This window comes from Yinghuangia sp. YIM S10712, from assembly GCF_051388935.1.
In the GTDB taxonomy this organism is placed as follows: Bacteria; Actinomycetota; Actinomycetes; order Streptomycetales; family Streptomycetaceae; genus Yinghuangia.
This window is the reverse complement of sequence record NZ_JBPKBI010000020.1, coordinates 53293-68806: the sequence shown is the minus strand read 5'-3', so window position 1 is coordinate 68806 and position 15514 is coordinate 53293. Positions and strand designations below refer to the sequence as shown.

At 67.6% G+C, this 15514-nt stretch carries 12 protein-coding genes and 1 pseudogene; 6 read left to right on the top strand and 7 right to left on the bottom strand.

Features of this window, described 5'->3' with window-relative positions; genetic code table 11:
* Positions 1-568: 568 nt before the first annotated feature.
* Entirely contained in the window at positions 569-1561 is a 993-nt protein-coding gene (locus tag ACRX5W_RS28380) for an Acg family FMN-binding oxidoreductase (RefSeq protein WP_436791201.1), read from the top strand.
* A gap of 45 nt (positions 1562-1606) precedes the next feature.
* Here ACRX5W_RS28380 and ACRX5W_RS28375 read toward each other — a convergent pair whose 3' ends face one another.
* From ACRX5W_RS28375 to ACRX5W_RS28365, 3 genes are all read right to left on the bottom strand, one after another.
* A complete protein-coding gene (locus ACRX5W_RS28375) occupies positions 1607-2530 on the bottom strand; it encodes an ATP-grasp domain-containing protein (RefSeq protein ID WP_436791200.1) in 924 nt (307 codons plus the stop codon).
* Positions 2531-2926: 396 nt separating this feature from the next.
* A complete protein-coding gene (locus ACRX5W_RS28370) occupies positions 2927-3382 on the bottom strand; it encodes a tellurite resistance TerB family protein (RefSeq protein ID WP_436791228.1) in 456 nt (151 codons plus the stop codon).
* A 204-nt stretch (positions 3383-3586) separates the two neighbouring features.
* The gene (locus ACRX5W_RS28365; protein ID WP_436791199.1) at positions 3587-4831 is read right to left on the bottom strand and encodes an MFS transporter; all 1245 of its coding nucleotides are present in this window, start codon (positions 4829-4831) and stop codon (positions 3587-3589) included.
* 26 nt (positions 4832-4857) lie between these two features.
* On the opposite strand from ACRX5W_RS28365, the gene ACRX5W_RS28360 reads away from it, so the two are divergent.
* Positions 4858-5382 (top strand): CGNR zinc finger domain-containing protein, encoded by a 525-nt coding sequence (locus tag ACRX5W_RS28360; RefSeq protein ID WP_436791198.1) that lies wholly within the window; start codon positions 4858-4860, stop codon positions 5380-5382.
* A gap of 451 nt (positions 5383-5833) precedes the next feature.
* Here the strand turns inward: ACRX5W_RS28360 and ACRX5W_RS28355 are convergent, their stop codons facing one another.
* From ACRX5W_RS28355 to ACRX5W_RS28345, 3 genes are all read right to left on the bottom strand, one after another.
* Positions 5834-6034, bottom strand: a complete 201-nt coding sequence (locus ACRX5W_RS28355; protein WP_436791197.1) for a DUF397 domain-containing protein — start codon at positions 6032-6034, stop codon at positions 5834-5836.
* Positions 6031-6918 carry a helix-turn-helix domain-containing protein gene (locus tag ACRX5W_RS28350; RefSeq protein WP_436791196.1) on the bottom strand — a complete coding sequence of 296 codons (888 nt, stop codon included), beginning with the start codon at positions 6916-6918 and terminating at the stop codon, positions 6031-6033. The genes ACRX5W_RS28355 and ACRX5W_RS28350 overlap by 4 nt, the downstream gene beginning before the upstream one ends.
* 208 nt (positions 6919-7126) lie before the next feature.
* On the bottom strand, positions 7127-7861 hold the full coding sequence (locus ACRX5W_RS28345) for a hypothetical protein (protein ID WP_436791195.1): 735 nt from the start codon (positions 7859-7861) through the stop codon (positions 7127-7129).
* Positions 7862-8095: 234 nt separating this feature from the next.
* Here ACRX5W_RS28345 and ACRX5W_RS28340 point away from each other — a divergent pair, with 234 nt between their 5' ends.
* The 4 genes and pseudogenes from ACRX5W_RS28340 to ACRX5W_RS28325 all read left to right on the top strand — a co-directional run bounded on the left by ACRX5W_RS28340 (position 8096) and on the right by ACRX5W_RS28325 (position 13988).
* The gene (locus ACRX5W_RS28340; RefSeq protein ID WP_436791194.1) at positions 8096-11029 is read left to right on the top strand and encodes a hypothetical protein; all 2934 of its coding nucleotides are present in this window, start codon (positions 8096-8098) and stop codon (positions 11027-11029) included.
* Positions 11022-11957, top strand: coding sequence for a Gfo/Idh/MocA family protein (locus ACRX5W_RS28335; RefSeq protein ID WP_436791193.1), 936 nt, complete (start codon positions 11022-11024; stop codon positions 11955-11957). Before ACRX5W_RS28340 ends, ACRX5W_RS28335 begins: the two co-directional genes overlap by 8 nt.
* A gap of 207 nt (positions 11958-12164) precedes the next feature.
* Positions 12165-12629 (top strand): ATP-binding protein, encoded by a 465-nt coding sequence (locus ACRX5W_RS28330; protein ID WP_436791192.1) that lies wholly within the window; start codon positions 12165-12167, stop codon positions 12627-12629.
* 142 nt (positions 12630-12771) lie between these two features.
* A pseudogene (locus tag ACRX5W_RS28325) lies at positions 12772-13988 on the top strand (3'-5' exonuclease).
* 115 nt (positions 13989-14103) lie between these two features.
* Here ACRX5W_RS28325 and ACRX5W_RS28320 read toward each other — a convergent pair.
* Positions 14104-15498: a hypothetical protein gene (locus tag ACRX5W_RS28320; RefSeq protein WP_436791191.1), complete on the bottom strand. Its 1395-nt coding sequence runs from the start codon at positions 15496-15498 to the stop codon at positions 14104-14106.
* Between the last annotated feature and the right edge of the window lie 16 nt (positions 15499-15514).

Sequence of the window (15514 nt, the reverse complement as noted above, 5' to 3'; positions counted from 1 at the left end):
GTAAGCGGGCTGTTCCGGCGCGATGGGGAAGCGCGCGGTGGCCATGCCGAGCAACGCGACGGTGAGGTCTCCGCCGCCGAACTCGACAACCAGCAGCGCCGGGGCCCTTTCCCATCCGGACGGCGTTTCGACGCTCCGACCGGGTCTTCCTTTCGTCGTACGCCGCCTCTTGGCGCCGCGTGGCGGGTTCCCGGCCACGGGCAGGCGCCGATACGCATGCGGGGGGATTGGGCGGTGCCAAGCAGAGCGGCGACACGCTCGGCGATGGACCTGGTCGAGCCGTGGCATGTCGCGTAGGCGACAAGAACCAACACCGCCGCCTCCTTCAGGTACCGGTCGTGCCTCCAAACCCGACATGCGATGCGAGAGTCGCCCAGGGCCGTTCCGACCCCGTGCAGGGTCCGGGCTGCTTGGTCTGGAGATCGCCGGGGCGGGAATCGTCGACATGAGGAGTAGTTCCGACGCCGCGTCGGGGCGGCGGCGACCGGCCGGTGTGGACGCGTATTCCCACTGGCCATGTGGCGGGTCGGCGGATCGCGCCGACACACCGGACAGGAGATACCGCGCCATGACCACGACACTCACCCCGAAGCAGCGGGAAACCATCCTGCGTGCGGCGACCTCGGCCCCGTCCAAGTACAACACCCAGCCATGGTGGTTCCGCTGGGACGAGGACGACCTCGAAGTCCACATCGACCGGACACGCTCGCTGCCACACAGCGACCCGACCGGCCGCGAAGCGCACATCGCCTGCGGCGCGGCGGCGTTCTCGGCACGGCTCGGCTACGGCGCGTTCGACATAGGCACCACGGTCGAGCGTCTCCCGGAGCAGGTCGACCCGCTGTTCGCGGCGCGCGTCCGAGTCGTTTCGGACGCCCCGGATCCGCGCTTCGCGCTGCTGCACCCGTACCTGCCTCGGCGCCGCACCAACCGCGCGCCTTTCCGCGACACGCCGATCCCGCCCCAGGTCGTCGACGAGCTGCGAGCGGCTGCGCGCGCCGAGGAGACCCGGCTGCACATCGTCACCTGGGAGCCCTTCTACGAGCGCTTGCTCACCCTGATCCGCGAGGCCACCGGACTTGAAGAGGACGAACTGCGCGACGAACGGGCCGCCTGGGTCGACGCCCCCGGCGCCGAACACCGCCACGAAGGGATTGCGGCCGAAAGCCTCGGCCCGCTGCCCGAACAGCCCACGGGATCGGTCCGAGACCTCGCAGTCGGGCGCGACATCCCCGGCCGGGACCACGCGGCTTTCGAACAACAGCCGACGATCGCGGTCCTCGCGACGTGCACGGACACCCGCTACGACTGGCTCGCCGCAGGGCAAGCGCTCCAGTACATTCTGGTGACCGCCACCCGGCGCGGGGTCGCCGCGTCGTTCGCGAACCAGCCCCTGGAAGACTCCGACCTTCGTTTCGAAGCGAGCCGCTTTGCCGGGCCGTCCGATTACGCGCACTACGGGTCCGCGCAGATGATCCTGCGGCTCGGCTTGTGTCGCACCGAAGTGCCGCCCACTGCGCGCCGCCCGCTCACCGACGTCCTGGGGCCACCGCCGATGTGAGCAATCCCATCGCCGCGCACCAGCGCGACCGCGCCCTGTCCACGCTCACCGGGTACCGCCTGCGCGCCGTCCGCTGTACGTCCGCGATGCGTGGGCGACGATTGCGTCGGCGAATCGTTCGGCTGCGCCGTCGTCGTGGGACAGGAAGAGTGTGGGGTCGACCGCTTCGAGTTCGAGCAGTGTGGGCGTGCCGTCGGCGTCGGGTATGAGGTCGACGCGCGCGTACAGGAGGGCTTCCGGGCCGCCGGGCACGGCCGCGAGCACCCTGCGTGCGGTGCGCAGTTCGGCGTCGCTGGGGACACGACGCGTGATCTTCTCGGGTTTGTACAGGCCGACGATGTCGGCCGCCGGTCCGTCGAGCATCGCTCCTTTGCGGATCGCGTGGCTGAAGCGTCCGCCGATGAACACCAGCCCGGTTTCGCCGACGGTGTCGACGGCGTGGAGGTAGGGCTGGACCATGACCGTGCGTTCGGCGGCCAGCAGGCGGTCGACGAGGTCGACCGCGAGGCGGCGGTGCGCGGCGTCCCGGAGGTCGTAGCGGCCGGTGTCCCGGGAACCGCAACCGACGGACGGTTTGACGACGTACACCCCGTCGGCCGGCAGCATCGGCCTGGTCCCGGGGGTCAGCCAGGTCGTGTCCGCCACCGGTACACCCGCAGCCGCGACGTCCCGCAGGTAGGTCTTGTCGGTGCCCCACCGCACGATGTCTGCGGAGTTGGCGAGCCGGGGCACTGACTGTGCCCAGGCCACGAACTCCGGGCGGTGATCGACGAAATCCCACGTCGCCCGGATGACCACCAAGTCGAACGCGCCCCAGTCGACGCCCGGTTCATTCCAGACCGCAGGCTCGGCCCTGACACCACGCACGGCCAGCGGCGCGATCGGCGCGGCTTCGTCGTCGTCGAGATCGGGAAGCGCCGCGCAGGTGGCGAACGCAACGCGGGCCGACGCAGTTTGCTGTCCGGGCATGGGCCGCACCCTACGACCCTACGTCGCCGCGATATCCGAAAACCGCGCCCACTCCCGCGCCGCACCGTCAAAAGGCAACTACCCCCGGGTTCCGCGTTCCGTGCCCTGTCCGCCTTCGAGGAAGAAACGCGCAAGGCCGATGAGCTGAGTCGTCAGCTTGCCGAAGTCGCCCGTGACGGCTTCGCCACGGGTGCTCCCGCCCCGGAGGAGTGAGAACGGCCCGGACATCGCGGCCCCGACCGTACCCGCATGTGCGCCGGGCAATCGGTTCAGCCGGTGAGCGGCAAAAACGGGCTGGGCGCTCCGCTCCACGTCACTGTCCCTGCTCGTCAGGCCAAGAACGCCCTGGTTGGTTCAGGTTGACTTTGCTTGACCGGGCTACGTTCCGACGGTCACTCAAAGGCCGAAGTCGGCGCGGGCAAGGCCCAGCATCCTGCACACCTCGCGGACGGCCGTACGTTCCGTCGGGTCGAATCGGCCGTCCGCGCCGCCGATGACCACGCCGATCCGGACAACTGCGCGTGCCTCGTCCTCGTTGCCTCGCACCTTGGCGATGTCGCTCAGGACGGTCGCCTTCCCGACATGCCCCCCGGTCCGCAGCACGTCGATGTAGTCGTGGAAGCGGCGCTGCAGGTCGTTCTTGTCGAGGTCGCGCAGGGCCTCGTTGTCGGCGATGAGCTCCGCGACCCTCCGGGTCTCCGACGGGTCGACGGTGCCGTCGGCAGCCGCGACCAGCGCGCACATGGCCATGCTCGCGTCCCGGAACGCGGCACTGTTCAGCACGTTCTTCTTCGCGGTCAGCTGTGCCTGCATCTGCTCCACGGTCTGCTTGAACTTGTCCCACACGTCGATGTCCTCTCACGGTTCCCGCGCCGCCGACCCCGCGCGTCACCGCCCAGGCGTATCCGGTGCAACGAAACACGGACGAGCAAAGTGCCGATCCGGCGCAGGCCGACTGGGAGCCGGAAGCCGGAGCCCGGGGCTCGAAGCGGGCGAAGCAGTCGTCCCGCGCCTCGGGGCTGAGCGTGAGGTGACAGGTCAATGGTCCCCGACGCGTCAGCGGATGCGGAGTTCTGCCTTGGCCGTAACCGCCAGGGCGACGACGGTCAGCAGGGACAGCAGTGCCCAGGCCGGGGTGAAGCTGTCGGTGAGGTCGACGAGCAGGCCGAGCATGGGCGGAATGGTGACGATGGCGATCTGGTTGACGGACATGGCCAGCCCCAGGGCGAAGCCGGTCTTGCCCGGTGGGGCCGCTTCGGTGACGTAGGCGACCCACGGGCCGTACCAGCCGAAGCCGAAAAAGCCGAGCCAGACGAAGACGCCGGAAGCGACGACCGGTGCCCTCCCGGCCGGTGTCATCAGCACTGCCAGCCCGGCGATCACGGCGACCATGCAGACCAGCACGATGGCATAGCGCCCGGACCTGTTCCGGTCGCTCCATGCAGCCAGGCAGATCCGGCCCGCAACGCCCGCCCCCTGGGAAGCCACCAGGACCAGGGCCGCCTTCCCGGCGCCGACCGATGACGCCTGGTGGAGGTGGAGCACTGTCAGGATGCCCACGCCGTACTGCACCGAGATCAAACTGGTTCCCGACAGCATGATTTTCACGGTGGACGGTTCACGGAGCATGCGCAGCCGGGCGCGGAGCTGCGCCGTGAGCGGGTCCGACGGTTCATTGTTCTGCGGGGCGGGCGGTATGGGTGGCGGACGGTAGCAGCCCATGAAGAGGCCGGCTCCGAGCAGCGCGACGAAGCCACCGGTCAGCAGCGTCGCCCGCCAGCCGAACTCCTCAGCCACGAGGGGGAGTACGGCTGAGGCGAGCGCCGCCCCCAGTGGCAACCCGGCCTGCCGGATTCCCATGGCGAGGCCGCGCTGTGACGCGCCGAACCAGGATGCCACCGACTTGCTCCCACCTGGCTGCACGGTGCTGTATCCCATGCCGACCACCAACATGGCGACCAGCAGGGCCGTGTATCCCGGGGCCAGGCTCCCCGCGCCCAGAGCCAGCCCGACTACGCCGGCCCCGATCCCGACCACCCAGCGCTCGCCGTAGCGGTCCAGTAGCTCGCCGGCCACCAGCAGCCCGGCCAATGGCACGAGCTGGGCCGCCGAGACCAGCAGACCCAGCTGCGCCGTGCTCAGGTCCAGGGCGCTCTGAAGGTGGACGCCGAGCGCTCCGATGCCGCCTACGAAGAAGCCGGATGCGGCCTGGGTGAAGGTGGCAATGCCCAGCACGATCCAGCGATGGCGCCACGGGTCGCGGGCCCGGGATCCGGCGTGTCCGGCGGTCTGTTGTGTCATGTCGACCACACTGTTGTAATGGTCTTATGCTTCTCAACCCTTACGGCGAGGATGCGGTGAACCTGGCCGCGGATCTGGCCAACCGCCGACCTGAGAGCTTGGATGAGCTGGCAGACCGCTGCCGCGCTGCGGGGCTCGTGCTGGAGTGCCCGGTGACAGCGGACGATTTCCGCCGCGCCCAGGCGGCAATCGACGCCTGGGAGAGGGTTGTCGACGCCGCCGGGGACCAGGAGCGCGCCGACCTGCTGAACCGGATGCTGGCCGAGGCCGCCGCCTATCCGCGGCTGACCTCTCACCCCGGTACCGGCTGGCATCTGCACTACCGGGATGCGGAACAGCCGCTCGGCTCCGTGCTGTTCACGCTTTTCGCGGTCGGTACCGCATTGCATCTGGCGGGTCGGGGCATGCATCGGCTGCGGCGCTGCGAGACGACTGAATGCGACACCGCTTTCGCCGACACCTCGCGCACCGGACGACAGCGCTACTGCTCCCAGCGCTGCGCCAACCGCGACGCCGTCCGCAGACACCGGGCGCGAGCCGCGCTCACGTGAGCAGTCCCGTCTGGAGCTCACTTACACATCTCATGATTTGCGATCTTTTTCCGAGGATTTCGGCTGCTCGGGAACCCCCTCTTGATGGGATGATTCTCGGCGGTCGCAGATACGCGTTGAACTGGATACGCTTCTCTTCCATCTTTACGGGCTGTCGCGAGACGAAGTCAGTTACGTTTTAGTTAAATTCTCAATCATCAAGCGCCAAGAAGAGAATATTTGTGGCGCGCATCAAACCAAGGAACTGATCCTTGCCGAGTACGACCGGATGGCAGCTGCTGGCCTGAGTCTCGATAGCCCGCTGGTCGACGGTGTGAACTACACATCCACGCTCAGCCCGCCGCCTGGGCAGGGGTCGCGCCATCCTGAGCGGCTGGAAGCGAGCTGAAGATCTCCGTACATGTCTGTACGCCCGGCCGCGATCGCGGCCGGGCGCACGAGACGTGCATATCTACTTCGTCTGTTGCACGAACGTGCTCCACACGCTCGTCGTCACGTTCAACCGAGTCCCGCTCGGGTTCTTGGAGTCTCGGATGAACACGGCCGCAGGAGCGGGTGCGACCTCTACGCACTCGCCTCCGTTTCCGCCGCTGTAGCTGCTCTTGCGCCAGTCAAGGTTGACCGCTCGGGTGGTCAGCCGTTCGGTGCTCATAGTTCTCTCAACACCTTCTCGATCAGCGTCAAAGACTCGACGGGAGTGAGGGCCTGCGCACGGATGGTCCCGAAACGCGCTGCCAGGATACGAACTTCCTCCTGGTCGGTCACCAGCCTGCTCTCGTCCTGTACTTCCATGTAGCCGACGGGTGGGCGGCCCTTCGGGGTGAGCAGGATGAACGGGCCTTCCATCCCCGCATGTCCTTGGCAATCCAGCGGCAGGACCTGCACGTTAATGTTCCGCATACGGCCGAGCTGCAGGAGGTGCTGAAGCTGCTCTTGCTGAACCGCCCGGCCACCGATGCAGCGTCGCAAGACGGTTTCCTCGATGACCAGGCTCACCATCGGGGGAGGCCAACGTTCAAAGATCTCCTGTCGGCCCAGCCGTGAGGCGATCCGTTCCTCGATCGCTGCTTCGTCCAGGAGCGGCTGGTGGGCCGTGAAGATCGCTCGTGCGTAGCCCTCGGTCTGAAACAGCCCGGGAATGGTCAGCGTGGCGTAGAAGTGGAGTTCAACCGCCTCGCTTTCAAGTCGCGCGTAGTCGCGGAACCACGCCGGATGCTTCACCCGCGCCTTGGTTTTCGCCCGCTTCACATCCTCGCCGGCCGTGGCCAACAACCCGCCCGCGTCCAGCACCTCGTCCACCGCTTCGAGGAATTCCGGCTGCGGCGTCCTGCGCCCTCGCTCCAGCGACGAGATCGTCTCCTCGCTGTACCCCAGCCTCTGCCCCAGCTCCTTCCGCGACAGCCCGGCCCGCTCCCTCAGGATCCTGACCTGCCTGCCCAGCGTCCGGAACAACTCCTGTGCGCCGTCGGTGTCTTCCGGCAGCAACAAGGCCGAGCGTTCCTCATCCCCACCATCCCGCCGTACGATTTCCGCCACTCGTACCACCGCCCCACGTCCCGAACCAAGCCCCAAGCCGAGCAACCATGTTCACGCCAAGCAAGCACATGAACACGAAGGGTGCCCGATCTGTGGCAAGCGTACGTCCCTCCGCCGCCCTCGCACACCCGATCGTCCGAACTCGTTGGCTTGAATTCCCTCATTGCCCCCGACAGCCGCCGGACTGTGTACCGCGCGTCCACCCTCGCTACGGCGTCGCGGTCGCCTGCGCCGGGATGGTGTCGCGGTCCAACTGAAACGCGATCGTACTTCCGGGCTGCAACGGGAACGGCAACTGCGCGATGGCTGCGAAGCGGTCGAACGGCTCCGGGTACAGCGCCCGTACACTCGCCCCCTGCGCGACCCCGAGCGCACTGACCTCCGACGCGCTCACGTACAACCGGGACAACCGCAGCGCCGGATCGACCGTGAGCCGGTACTCCGCATCGGTCACGTGCCGGAACAACTGCGCCTGGATCCGGATACGCCTGTCGTTCCCGATGTACTTCCGCGCGATGAAAGAGAATTCCAGCTTGTGGCCGACCGTGCCGCGCAGCCCGCGAGGAACCGGGAAGCGCTCGATCCTCGCCCGCCCTCCCGCGATCGGTTGGAACTCCACGTTGCCCGCAGCGATTTCGACGCCGTCGATCCGGATCCCGCCGAAAGAGAAGATCCGGTGATCCGCCACATCGAGGTTGTCATCGACCATCCACCGCAGGACGTAGTCCTCGGCCTCCAACCCCTCCAGCGCCCGATCGTCACGCGACGCCGCACACACGACCCGCAACACGGCGGGCAGTTCCTCGACCCGGTACGAAATTCGAATGCACTGGTACAAGTAGTCCGGCTCGGGATCGCCCGCAGGCGGGCACAACAAGTGACAGTCATACCGATACGCCGCGAGCGCGCTGCCGTACAACGGATCCCGAATCGGCGTCAGCACGTCTTGCAACCCGCGCAAAACCGCGCTGTCGACCTGCGCGCTCGCCTCCTCGCGGTCATCGCGCCGAGGATGAGCGTCACAACCGACGCGGAGACGAACGACCCTCCCACCAGGTTGAGGATCGTCGCCGCGATCGGCTGGTCCGACGTCGCAGCCGCGTCCCCCTCCCGCAGAGTGCGTTTCGCCGGAACTCCCCGAGAGCCTCCGGCGGCCCGCGCCCGACCGTAACCGCCGATGACATCGATCGCCGACGTCGGCTCATCCCCTGGAGCTCCGGCAAGAGGAAGAAGTCCCCGCCCGGCCGGGGTAGTTGATGTCGTTCCGCATAGGCTCTCGGAGCGAGATCCGACAAGAGACAGCCGACCGGCCGGTTCTGACGGTCGGATTGTCGGCGCACCAGCCGAAGAGCCGGAGTCCCGGTGTACTCACGTCCGATCCACGCTACGGTCGAGTTGGCCGCAGCGTCTACGAGGGGGTCCGATGGCACGGTTGAACTTACGCGCCGCGTTCATGAGCGGTGTGTCCTCCAACGTCGCCGCCCAGCAAGTGTTCACGGACCGGGTGAACGAGGTCGCCGCGTTCCGCAGATCGCTTACCGAACTGCACCGGCGGCTTGACACGGCGGAGATCTCCCCCGTCGCCGACCGGGCGCAAGGGCGCCGAAATGTCCTTGCCTTCTACGGGGTCGGCGGCATCGGGAAAACGACGCTCTCCCATGAACTGGAGCGAGTGTTTCACGCCGACGCGGAAGCGGACGGGCGGACTGACGCGGTGTCCGTACGCGTCGACGTTTCGGAGGAGGGTGCCGCAGACATCGAAAGCCTCGTGTTGCGGCTGCGCGCCGGGTTGGGTCAACTGGGCAACCGCTGGAGTGCGTTCGACCTGGCGCTGACGTCATATTGGGCACGGGCGCATCCCGGCGAGCCCTTGCAGGAGTTTCTGGACTCCTCCCCAGGCATGCGTCGCGCCTCTCGCGGCGCCAATCTGGGGGAGCAGATCGCCGCGAACGTCGGGGAGGTTCTGCCGGGAGCCCTCGGAGGACTCACCGGTCTTGCTCAGCGCGCCGCCTTCGGCGTGTACCGGGCGATCCGTGATCGCGTTCGGGAGGGCCGACTCCTCGCCGATTGCGAGTTGTTCGCCGAACTCGTCGAAGCCGAAGCGGACTACGACACCCTGTCGTACTTTCCCTACCTGTTGGCCTGGGATTTGGACCGGATCAGCCGAAGCAGCCCGCGACCGCACGTATGCGTCTTTCTGGACACGTTCGAGGCGCTCGGAGGGCGCGCGGATCGGACGGCGGAGCGCTTCGTTCAACGATCTGTCTACTTGATGCCGAATGTCCTGTTCGTGATCACCGGGCGCAACCGACTCGACTGGGCTGATGGCGACGCGAACGGCGAAATGGACTTCGCCGGCCCGCACTTCTGGCCTGGTCTGCATTTCGGCAACGAGAACGACGAGCCGCGCCAGCATCTGGTCGGCTATCTCTCGGACTCCGACGCCGACCATTTCCTGCGCGAAGCGCTGGTACGCAACGGTGAACCCGCGATGCCCAGCACGGTTCGTGAGCGCATCGTCTCCGGCGGCCGCGGGCTGCCGCTTTACCTGGACCTCTCGGTCTCACATTTCGTGGAACTGCTCGCGCGGGGCACGGAACCCACCGTGGACCATTTCGGCGGCTCGTTCACCGCGGTTGCGACACGGTCGCTACGGGATCTCTCCCAAGCGGAACGCGACTTGGTCCGTACGGCGGCCTTGGTCGACAGGTTCGACGCCGCACTGCTGCGTGCCGGGCAGCCGATGCTTTCCGACGGCCGTGTCGCGCGCTTCCTGCGTCGGCCGTTCCTCACCCACGACGACACCTACCAACGGCCTTACGCCCTGCACGCCGCCTTGCGCCACGCGGTCCGCGAGGCGGACCGGGGACTGCCGGACGGCTGGTCGGATCAAGATCGCAGAGATGTCGCAGAGCGGCTGCTGAGTTGGCTGGGCAGTCGCACGGACATGTCCGTCGGCCGCGCGGCCGTCGCTCAGGCTCTTGAATCGGGGCTGCGGCTGTCTGCCACATGCGGTGTCTTCGACGACTGGATGGTGCGCGCCGCGCAACGCCTGGTCGAGGCCGGGCAGTGGATGGCAATCGGTGTCGACAACAGTGACGAGGCGCCACGTGAGCCGTCCGGCAGCGAATTGCGCGCGGTGCAGGGCGCCATCGAGGGCATCCGGTTGCGGCGTACCGGCCGAGCGCCCGAAGCGGTTGCCGTTCTCGACGCCATCGATGTGGCCTCGGCCGGGTTGGCCGGGCGGCTGGTCCGTCTGCATCTGGCTCACGCGCTCCGGAATGCCGGCGACTACAACCGTGCCGCCGCCATCTATGGCGAGCTGCTGGGCGGCGAATTCGACGCCGCGGCGCGGTATTGGCTGTGTGACTACGACTATTTGAACGGTCGCTTCTCGTCGGCGATGGACATCTTGCGGGCGCAGAGAGGCGGCGACGACGCCGAGGAGGGCGAGCGGCTGCGGCTGGTCGGCCACATCTGGCGGGTCAATGCGCGGTTTGCCGAGGCGGTCGAGGCGTACGAAGCAGCGATCTCTTTGGCGAGGGATTCGGGATTGGCCGCCGCCGAAGCCAAGGCGTTGGCGAATCTCGCACAGACATTGTGCTGGTCGGGCGATACCGAGGCGGTCTCACTGGCAGCCACTCGCGCCCGCGAGTTGCTTGACCTTGTCCCGAACCCGGTCGAGTTGGTCAAAGTGAGGTCGGCGGAAGCAGTGGCGGCGGCCATGGCGGGCGACGCCACGGCAGCACGGATCGCGGTCGCGGACACCCGGAGCCTGACCGACGGAATCGGTTACCGAGGAGGCCACAATCTCGCCGATGTTGCCGAGATCCTGGTGAGCGTGCGGACAGGGGACCGGGAGTCGGCCCGTCGTACGCGGACCGAACTCGACGCCCGAACGGCCGCTTCAGGGGGCAACACATACTGGGTGCCGGTGGTGACGACCTGGATCGACGGCACGGAAGCAGCGGCGGACTGCCGACCGGCTGTGGATTGGATCGACGGGGCGGACGCGGCGCTGCGTCGTTGGGAGGGCCTTTGTGGCGCCGCGCGGCACGGGACGGCGGACAGTGACGACGAGCCCGAGGCAGCGGCGGGTGCACATGGATGAGGTCGTACGTGTCGGGTTGTTGGGACTCGGACATATCGCGCAGACACATCTCCAAGTGCTCGCGGCCGACAAGCGGGTGGCGTTGGACTTCACCGTCGACCCGAACGTGGCCGACGCACCGCTCTTCCGCGAGGCGCGGGCGCCGCACTATCACTCCCTGAAAGACGCCCTCACCAAGCATCAACCCGAGCTGATCGTGATCGCGACCCCCACGGACTCGCACATGGACCTCGTTGCGGAGGCGTTGACGCGCAGTACGGCGCGTGTATTGGTCGAAAAGCCGCTCGTGCATGACGTCGCGTCGCTGGACCGGCTCTGCGCGATGGCCGATGTGCGCGGACGCGTCTTCACCGCCCATCACTTCGCGTTCTCGCCGGAGGTGGAATGGGCGGCGCTGATGGTCGGGGAACACGAGGAGTGGGGGCCGGTCACCGAAGTGACGGCCGCGTTCCACGACCCGTATGTCCTGCGCGGGCGACAGGCGTTCACGTCGTACGGGTCGAGTTGGACGGACTCGGGGATCAACCAACTCAGCGTTGTCGCCCGACTGGTGGAGCCGATCCGTATGACGGCGGGAACGGAACTGGACGACGGTGCGAGCGCGTGGTGCACGTTCGCGTTCACCTCGCGTGGGCGTACGGGAACAGCCCGATTGCGGACAAGTTGGCGGACGGGGGCGAGCAGCAAGGAAACCGTGGCCGTTTTTGACGAATCGGGCGTCGAACTGTGGATCGACCACACGGCGATGACGGGATTCGCGGCGCAGGGAACCGAATTGCTCGCCACGTACGGAAACGACGGCCGCACACCGCGCAAAGTCGCGCACTACGAGCGGCTGTACGACAGCTTGTTGTCCGACCACCCCCACCGGCTCTTGAGGTTCGACGCCGCGGAACACCTGACACGACTACATCGCGGGGTGCTGTAGTAAGACGTTCCGCCGGCGGACATCAGTCGAGGACGCTCCGCAATCCGAAGTCCTGAGCGGACAGGGCGTGCGTTTCCCGCCATTCCCGTGGCTGACGAAGCGCCGTCCGGTACAGAACCGCGTCGGCACTGACCGCGACAGTACGGATACGCGCCGTACCGAATGCCTGGCTGGCAGGCAGCCGCTCCGCGCCGCGACGCTGGGCACATGAACGCTCCGGTATCTCCTCCGCCGACTTCCCTGCCCATCCTCCGCTTCGTCGGTGTCCTGGAATCGACCCCGCAGGCCGCGCGCCGGGCACGCCACGCGGCTTTGCGCGAACTCGCCGACTGGGGGTGGCCGCTCGACTCCGAGGTCTCCCGGACAGCAGCCCTGATCGTTGCCGAGCTGACCGCGAACGCCGTCATCCACGGGAGCAGCGACCGCAACGGGTTCCGTCTGTGTCTCGCCGTGCTGCCGGGCGTGTCGGAGCACCGGAGGCTCCGCATCGAGGTCACCGATGCGTGCGGCGCGTGCGTGCCCCAACCGACGCCGCACGTTCCTGACGCGGTTTCCGGCCGAGGGCTTCTTCTCGTCGCCGCGTTATCGGACCGCTGGGGCTGGGCCGTGAGTCGCGACCACTCCTCGAAGACCGTCTGGGCTGAGCTTGCCCTTGGCACCGACGCGAACTGATCGTCAGGACCGCTGACTTGCCGCCGGCCGACGCCTCACAGCCCACCCGACCGACCACCTCGGAGCGCGCCCCTCGTCCGGGAGCGGTGGTACGGATATCGTCGACACTCGGGTCGCTCGCAGATCACCGGGGGGATCGCTCGTGCCGCAGCTCGCGTTCGCCAGTACCTTCTGGCAGGGATATGACGCGCTGGAGAAGCCGGTCAAGGCCGGGGTCAAGAAGGCGATGGCCAAGTTCCAGCAACTGTCCGTCGCCGAGCTGCACGCCGACAAGGGGCTGCACCTGGAGTCGGTGGAGAACGCCCGCGACCACCGCATGCGCACGATCCGGATCAACGACTTCTGGCGTGGCGTGGTGCTCGCGCCCGACGATGGCTCGGACACCTTCCTGCTGCTGAATGTCGTGCCGCACGACGACGCGTACACCTGGGCGGCGCGTCGGCTCTACACGGTCAACTCCGTGACCGGTGGCCTGGAAGTGCGAAACGTGGACGCGATCGAGCAACTGGCGCCCGCGATGGCGGAGGCCGCCGCCGCGGCGCCCGAACTGCTTTTCGCCAAGCACTCCGACACGGTCCTTCGCGACCTCGGCATCGACGCCCAAGTCCTGCGCGCCGTACGCACGATCAATGGCGTGTGCTGCGCGCGGTGGTCGCGCCCGGCCCCGACGACCTGTTCGTCACCGGCGACCCGCACCAGCGGATCTATGACTCCAAGGTCACGCTCAGTTCGCTCGGCATCTCGGTCGCCGGGCGCACACGGCGACTGCGCATCAACTACCGCAGCACCGAGGAGATCCTGGTGTGGTCGACCGGGATCATGAACGGCGTCGGCGTCGACGACCTCGGCGGGGACGGGTACGACACGCTCGTCGGATACCGCTCGCTGTTGCGCGGCAAGCGCCCGTTCACCGGCGGCTACGCCTCCGAGAGCGCGGAGGCCGCCGCGCTGGTGGAGCGCGTCGAGGAGTGGCTGCGGCAGGGGGTGCGTCCGAGTGAGATCGCCGTCTGCGCCCGGTTCAATGTGCTGCTGGACAAGGTCTACGACCGGTTGATGGCGGCCGATGTGCCGGTCGTCCGGGTCAAGGACAACCCTCGCCCCGGCACGGACGGCGTACGACTGGCCACGATGCACGCGATGAAGGGCTTGGAGTTCCGCTGCGTCGCGGTGCTGGGCGTGAACGCGAGCGCGTTGCCGTTCGCGCGTGAGATCACGCCGGTTGAGGCGGACCGTCTCCAGCACGAGAGCGACATGCTGCGTGAGCGGTGTGTCTTGTTCGTCGCCTGCACCCGGGCACGGGAAGCGCTGCACGTTTCCTGGAGCGGTACGCCGAGCCCGTTTCTGCCGTCACGACCATGAGGCGGGGAGAAGACTCTGGAGGGACTGGGACATTGTGGGGCGTACTGCCTTGTCCGACCTCGGGCACCCTGAGGGCCGCATCTCCGATCTGCCGGAGTGCGGCCCTCGGGCGGTGTCAGTCGCGGGAGATGCGCCAGTGCGACTCCAGGACCCGGTCGCCCGGCGTCCACACGTAGGGGATTCGGCGGTCGCTGCCGTTTTCGTAGGTGCTGGCGTAGAGATAGCCGCCGTAGTACGTGTTGTGCAGGCCGATATTGTCTCCGTCGGAGAGCACCCCGTAGCCCTTGATCGTGCTGTCCCCGGTCACGTTCAGATTGCATCCCTCGATCAGCTCGGTATTGCTGTTGATGGAGAGCTTCTCGTAGATCGGGCCGCGCAGTTCGCGGATCCGGACGTAGTGGTCGTCGCTGATCGCGTTGACTTGGCCGTTGGCGTTCAAGGTGCTGTTCGCGTTCAGGTCGCTGTTGGCGTTGAGGTCGCCGTTGGCGTCCAGGGTGCCGTTGACACGCAGGTCGCTCTCGGCATACACGGTGCTCTCGACACTCAGGGAGCCGTTCACGCTGAGGCTGCTCTGCACGGTTGCGCTGCCGCCGACCAACAGGCTGCTGTCGACGCTGGCCGAGCCATGCACCGTGAGGTAGTTCCCCACCGACGTGCTCCCGGCCACGTCAAGACCGGACTGGCCCGAGATCTCCCCTTGGACGGTCAGTGCGGCCAGGGTCGGGTCCTTCACGCTGAGGGCGAGCGTGGCGTATTGGTAGACCGGCTTGAAGGAGTCGCCCTCGGTCGTCGACGACATCGACGCCTCCAGCGTGAAGGTGGTGTCCATGGTGAGGTGGCCGCCGCTGAGCGAGCAGAAGGTGTCGGGGCCCTCGTAGACGAGGCTGCCGTCGCCGTCGTACACCCGGAAGTAGGCGCCGTTGCTCTCCCAGGAGAGGTACACGGACTCGTTCGCCGTGAACTTCGTCTTCGGGGCGGTGGCACTGGCGCTGCCGCGGGCGAGGAAGGTGTGCAGGTAGAAGACGGGGCCCGTGACGGGCAGGGGCAGGATGAAGGTTTCGTGGGTGTAGTTCGTGCGGCCGGGCGTGGTGGCGGAGTACTCCGTGATGTAGCAGTCCATCGTGCCTGCGCTGACGCTGAGCTCGCCGGTGATGCCGAAGTCCAGGGTGCCTTCGACCTTGTCGTACGCCTCGCCCGCGGACTTGAGGGTGGCCCGCCAGTACTCGGCGCTGCCCTTCGCGCCGATCTCCTGCGCGGTCACCTCGACCAGTGACGCCACGTTCCAGCGGTCGCTACTGGTGGAGATGTGCGGCTTCGTGGCGAAGTACGCGCCGCCGCTCTCCGCGTTCTTCGGGACGCTCAGCAGGATCTGGTCGCAGTACACGGTGGCCTGGCCGGCGCTGACGGCCAGGTTGACCCGGCCCTCGGTCGCGGTCCCGGGCGTGCTCGCCTGGAGCGGGGCCGGGCTGGTGGAGGGGCGGTAGGTGAGCAGCGGGGGCTTGTCGGGCATGGCGAGGCCTCCTGGT

What these genes read in the sequence shown, in the direction of transcription:
- ACRX5W_RS28375 (WP_436791200.1), bottom strand. Translation starts at nt 2,530, where the DNA reads ATGCCCGGACAGCAAACTGCGTCGGCCCGCGTTGCGTTCGCCACCTGC.
- ACRX5W_RS28360 (WP_436791198.1), top strand. Translation starts at nt 4,858, where the DNA reads ATGCTTCTCAACCCTTACGGCGAGGATGCGGTGAACCTGGCCGCGGAT.
- ACRX5W_RS28320 (WP_436791191.1), bottom strand. Translation starts at nt 15,498, where the DNA reads ATGCCCGACAAGCCCCCGCTGCTCACCTACCGCCCCTCCACCAGCCCG.
- ACRX5W_RS28355 (WP_436791197.1), bottom strand. Translation starts at nt 6,034, where the DNA reads ATGAGCACCGAACGGCTGACCACCCGAGCGGTCAACCTTGACTGGCGC.
- ACRX5W_RS28330 (WP_436791192.1), top strand. Translation starts at nt 12,165, where the DNA reads ATGAACGCTCCGGTATCTCCTCCGCCGACTTCCCTGCCCATCCTCCGC.
- ACRX5W_RS28340 (WP_436791194.1), top strand. Translation starts at nt 8,096, where the DNA reads ATGACATCGATCGCCGACGTCGGCTCATCCCCTGGAGCTCCGGCAAGA.
- ACRX5W_RS28335 (WP_436791193.1), top strand. Translation starts at nt 11,022, where the DNA reads ATGGATGAGGTCGTACGTGTCGGGTTGTTGGGACTCGGACATATCGCG.
- ACRX5W_RS28365 (WP_436791199.1), bottom strand. Translation starts at nt 4,831, where the DNA reads ATGACACAACAGACCGCCGGACACGCCGGATCCCGGGCCCGCGACCCG.
- ACRX5W_RS28380 (WP_436791201.1), top strand. Translation starts at nt 569, where the DNA reads ATGACCACGACACTCACCCCGAAGCAGCGGGAAACCATCCTGCGTGCG.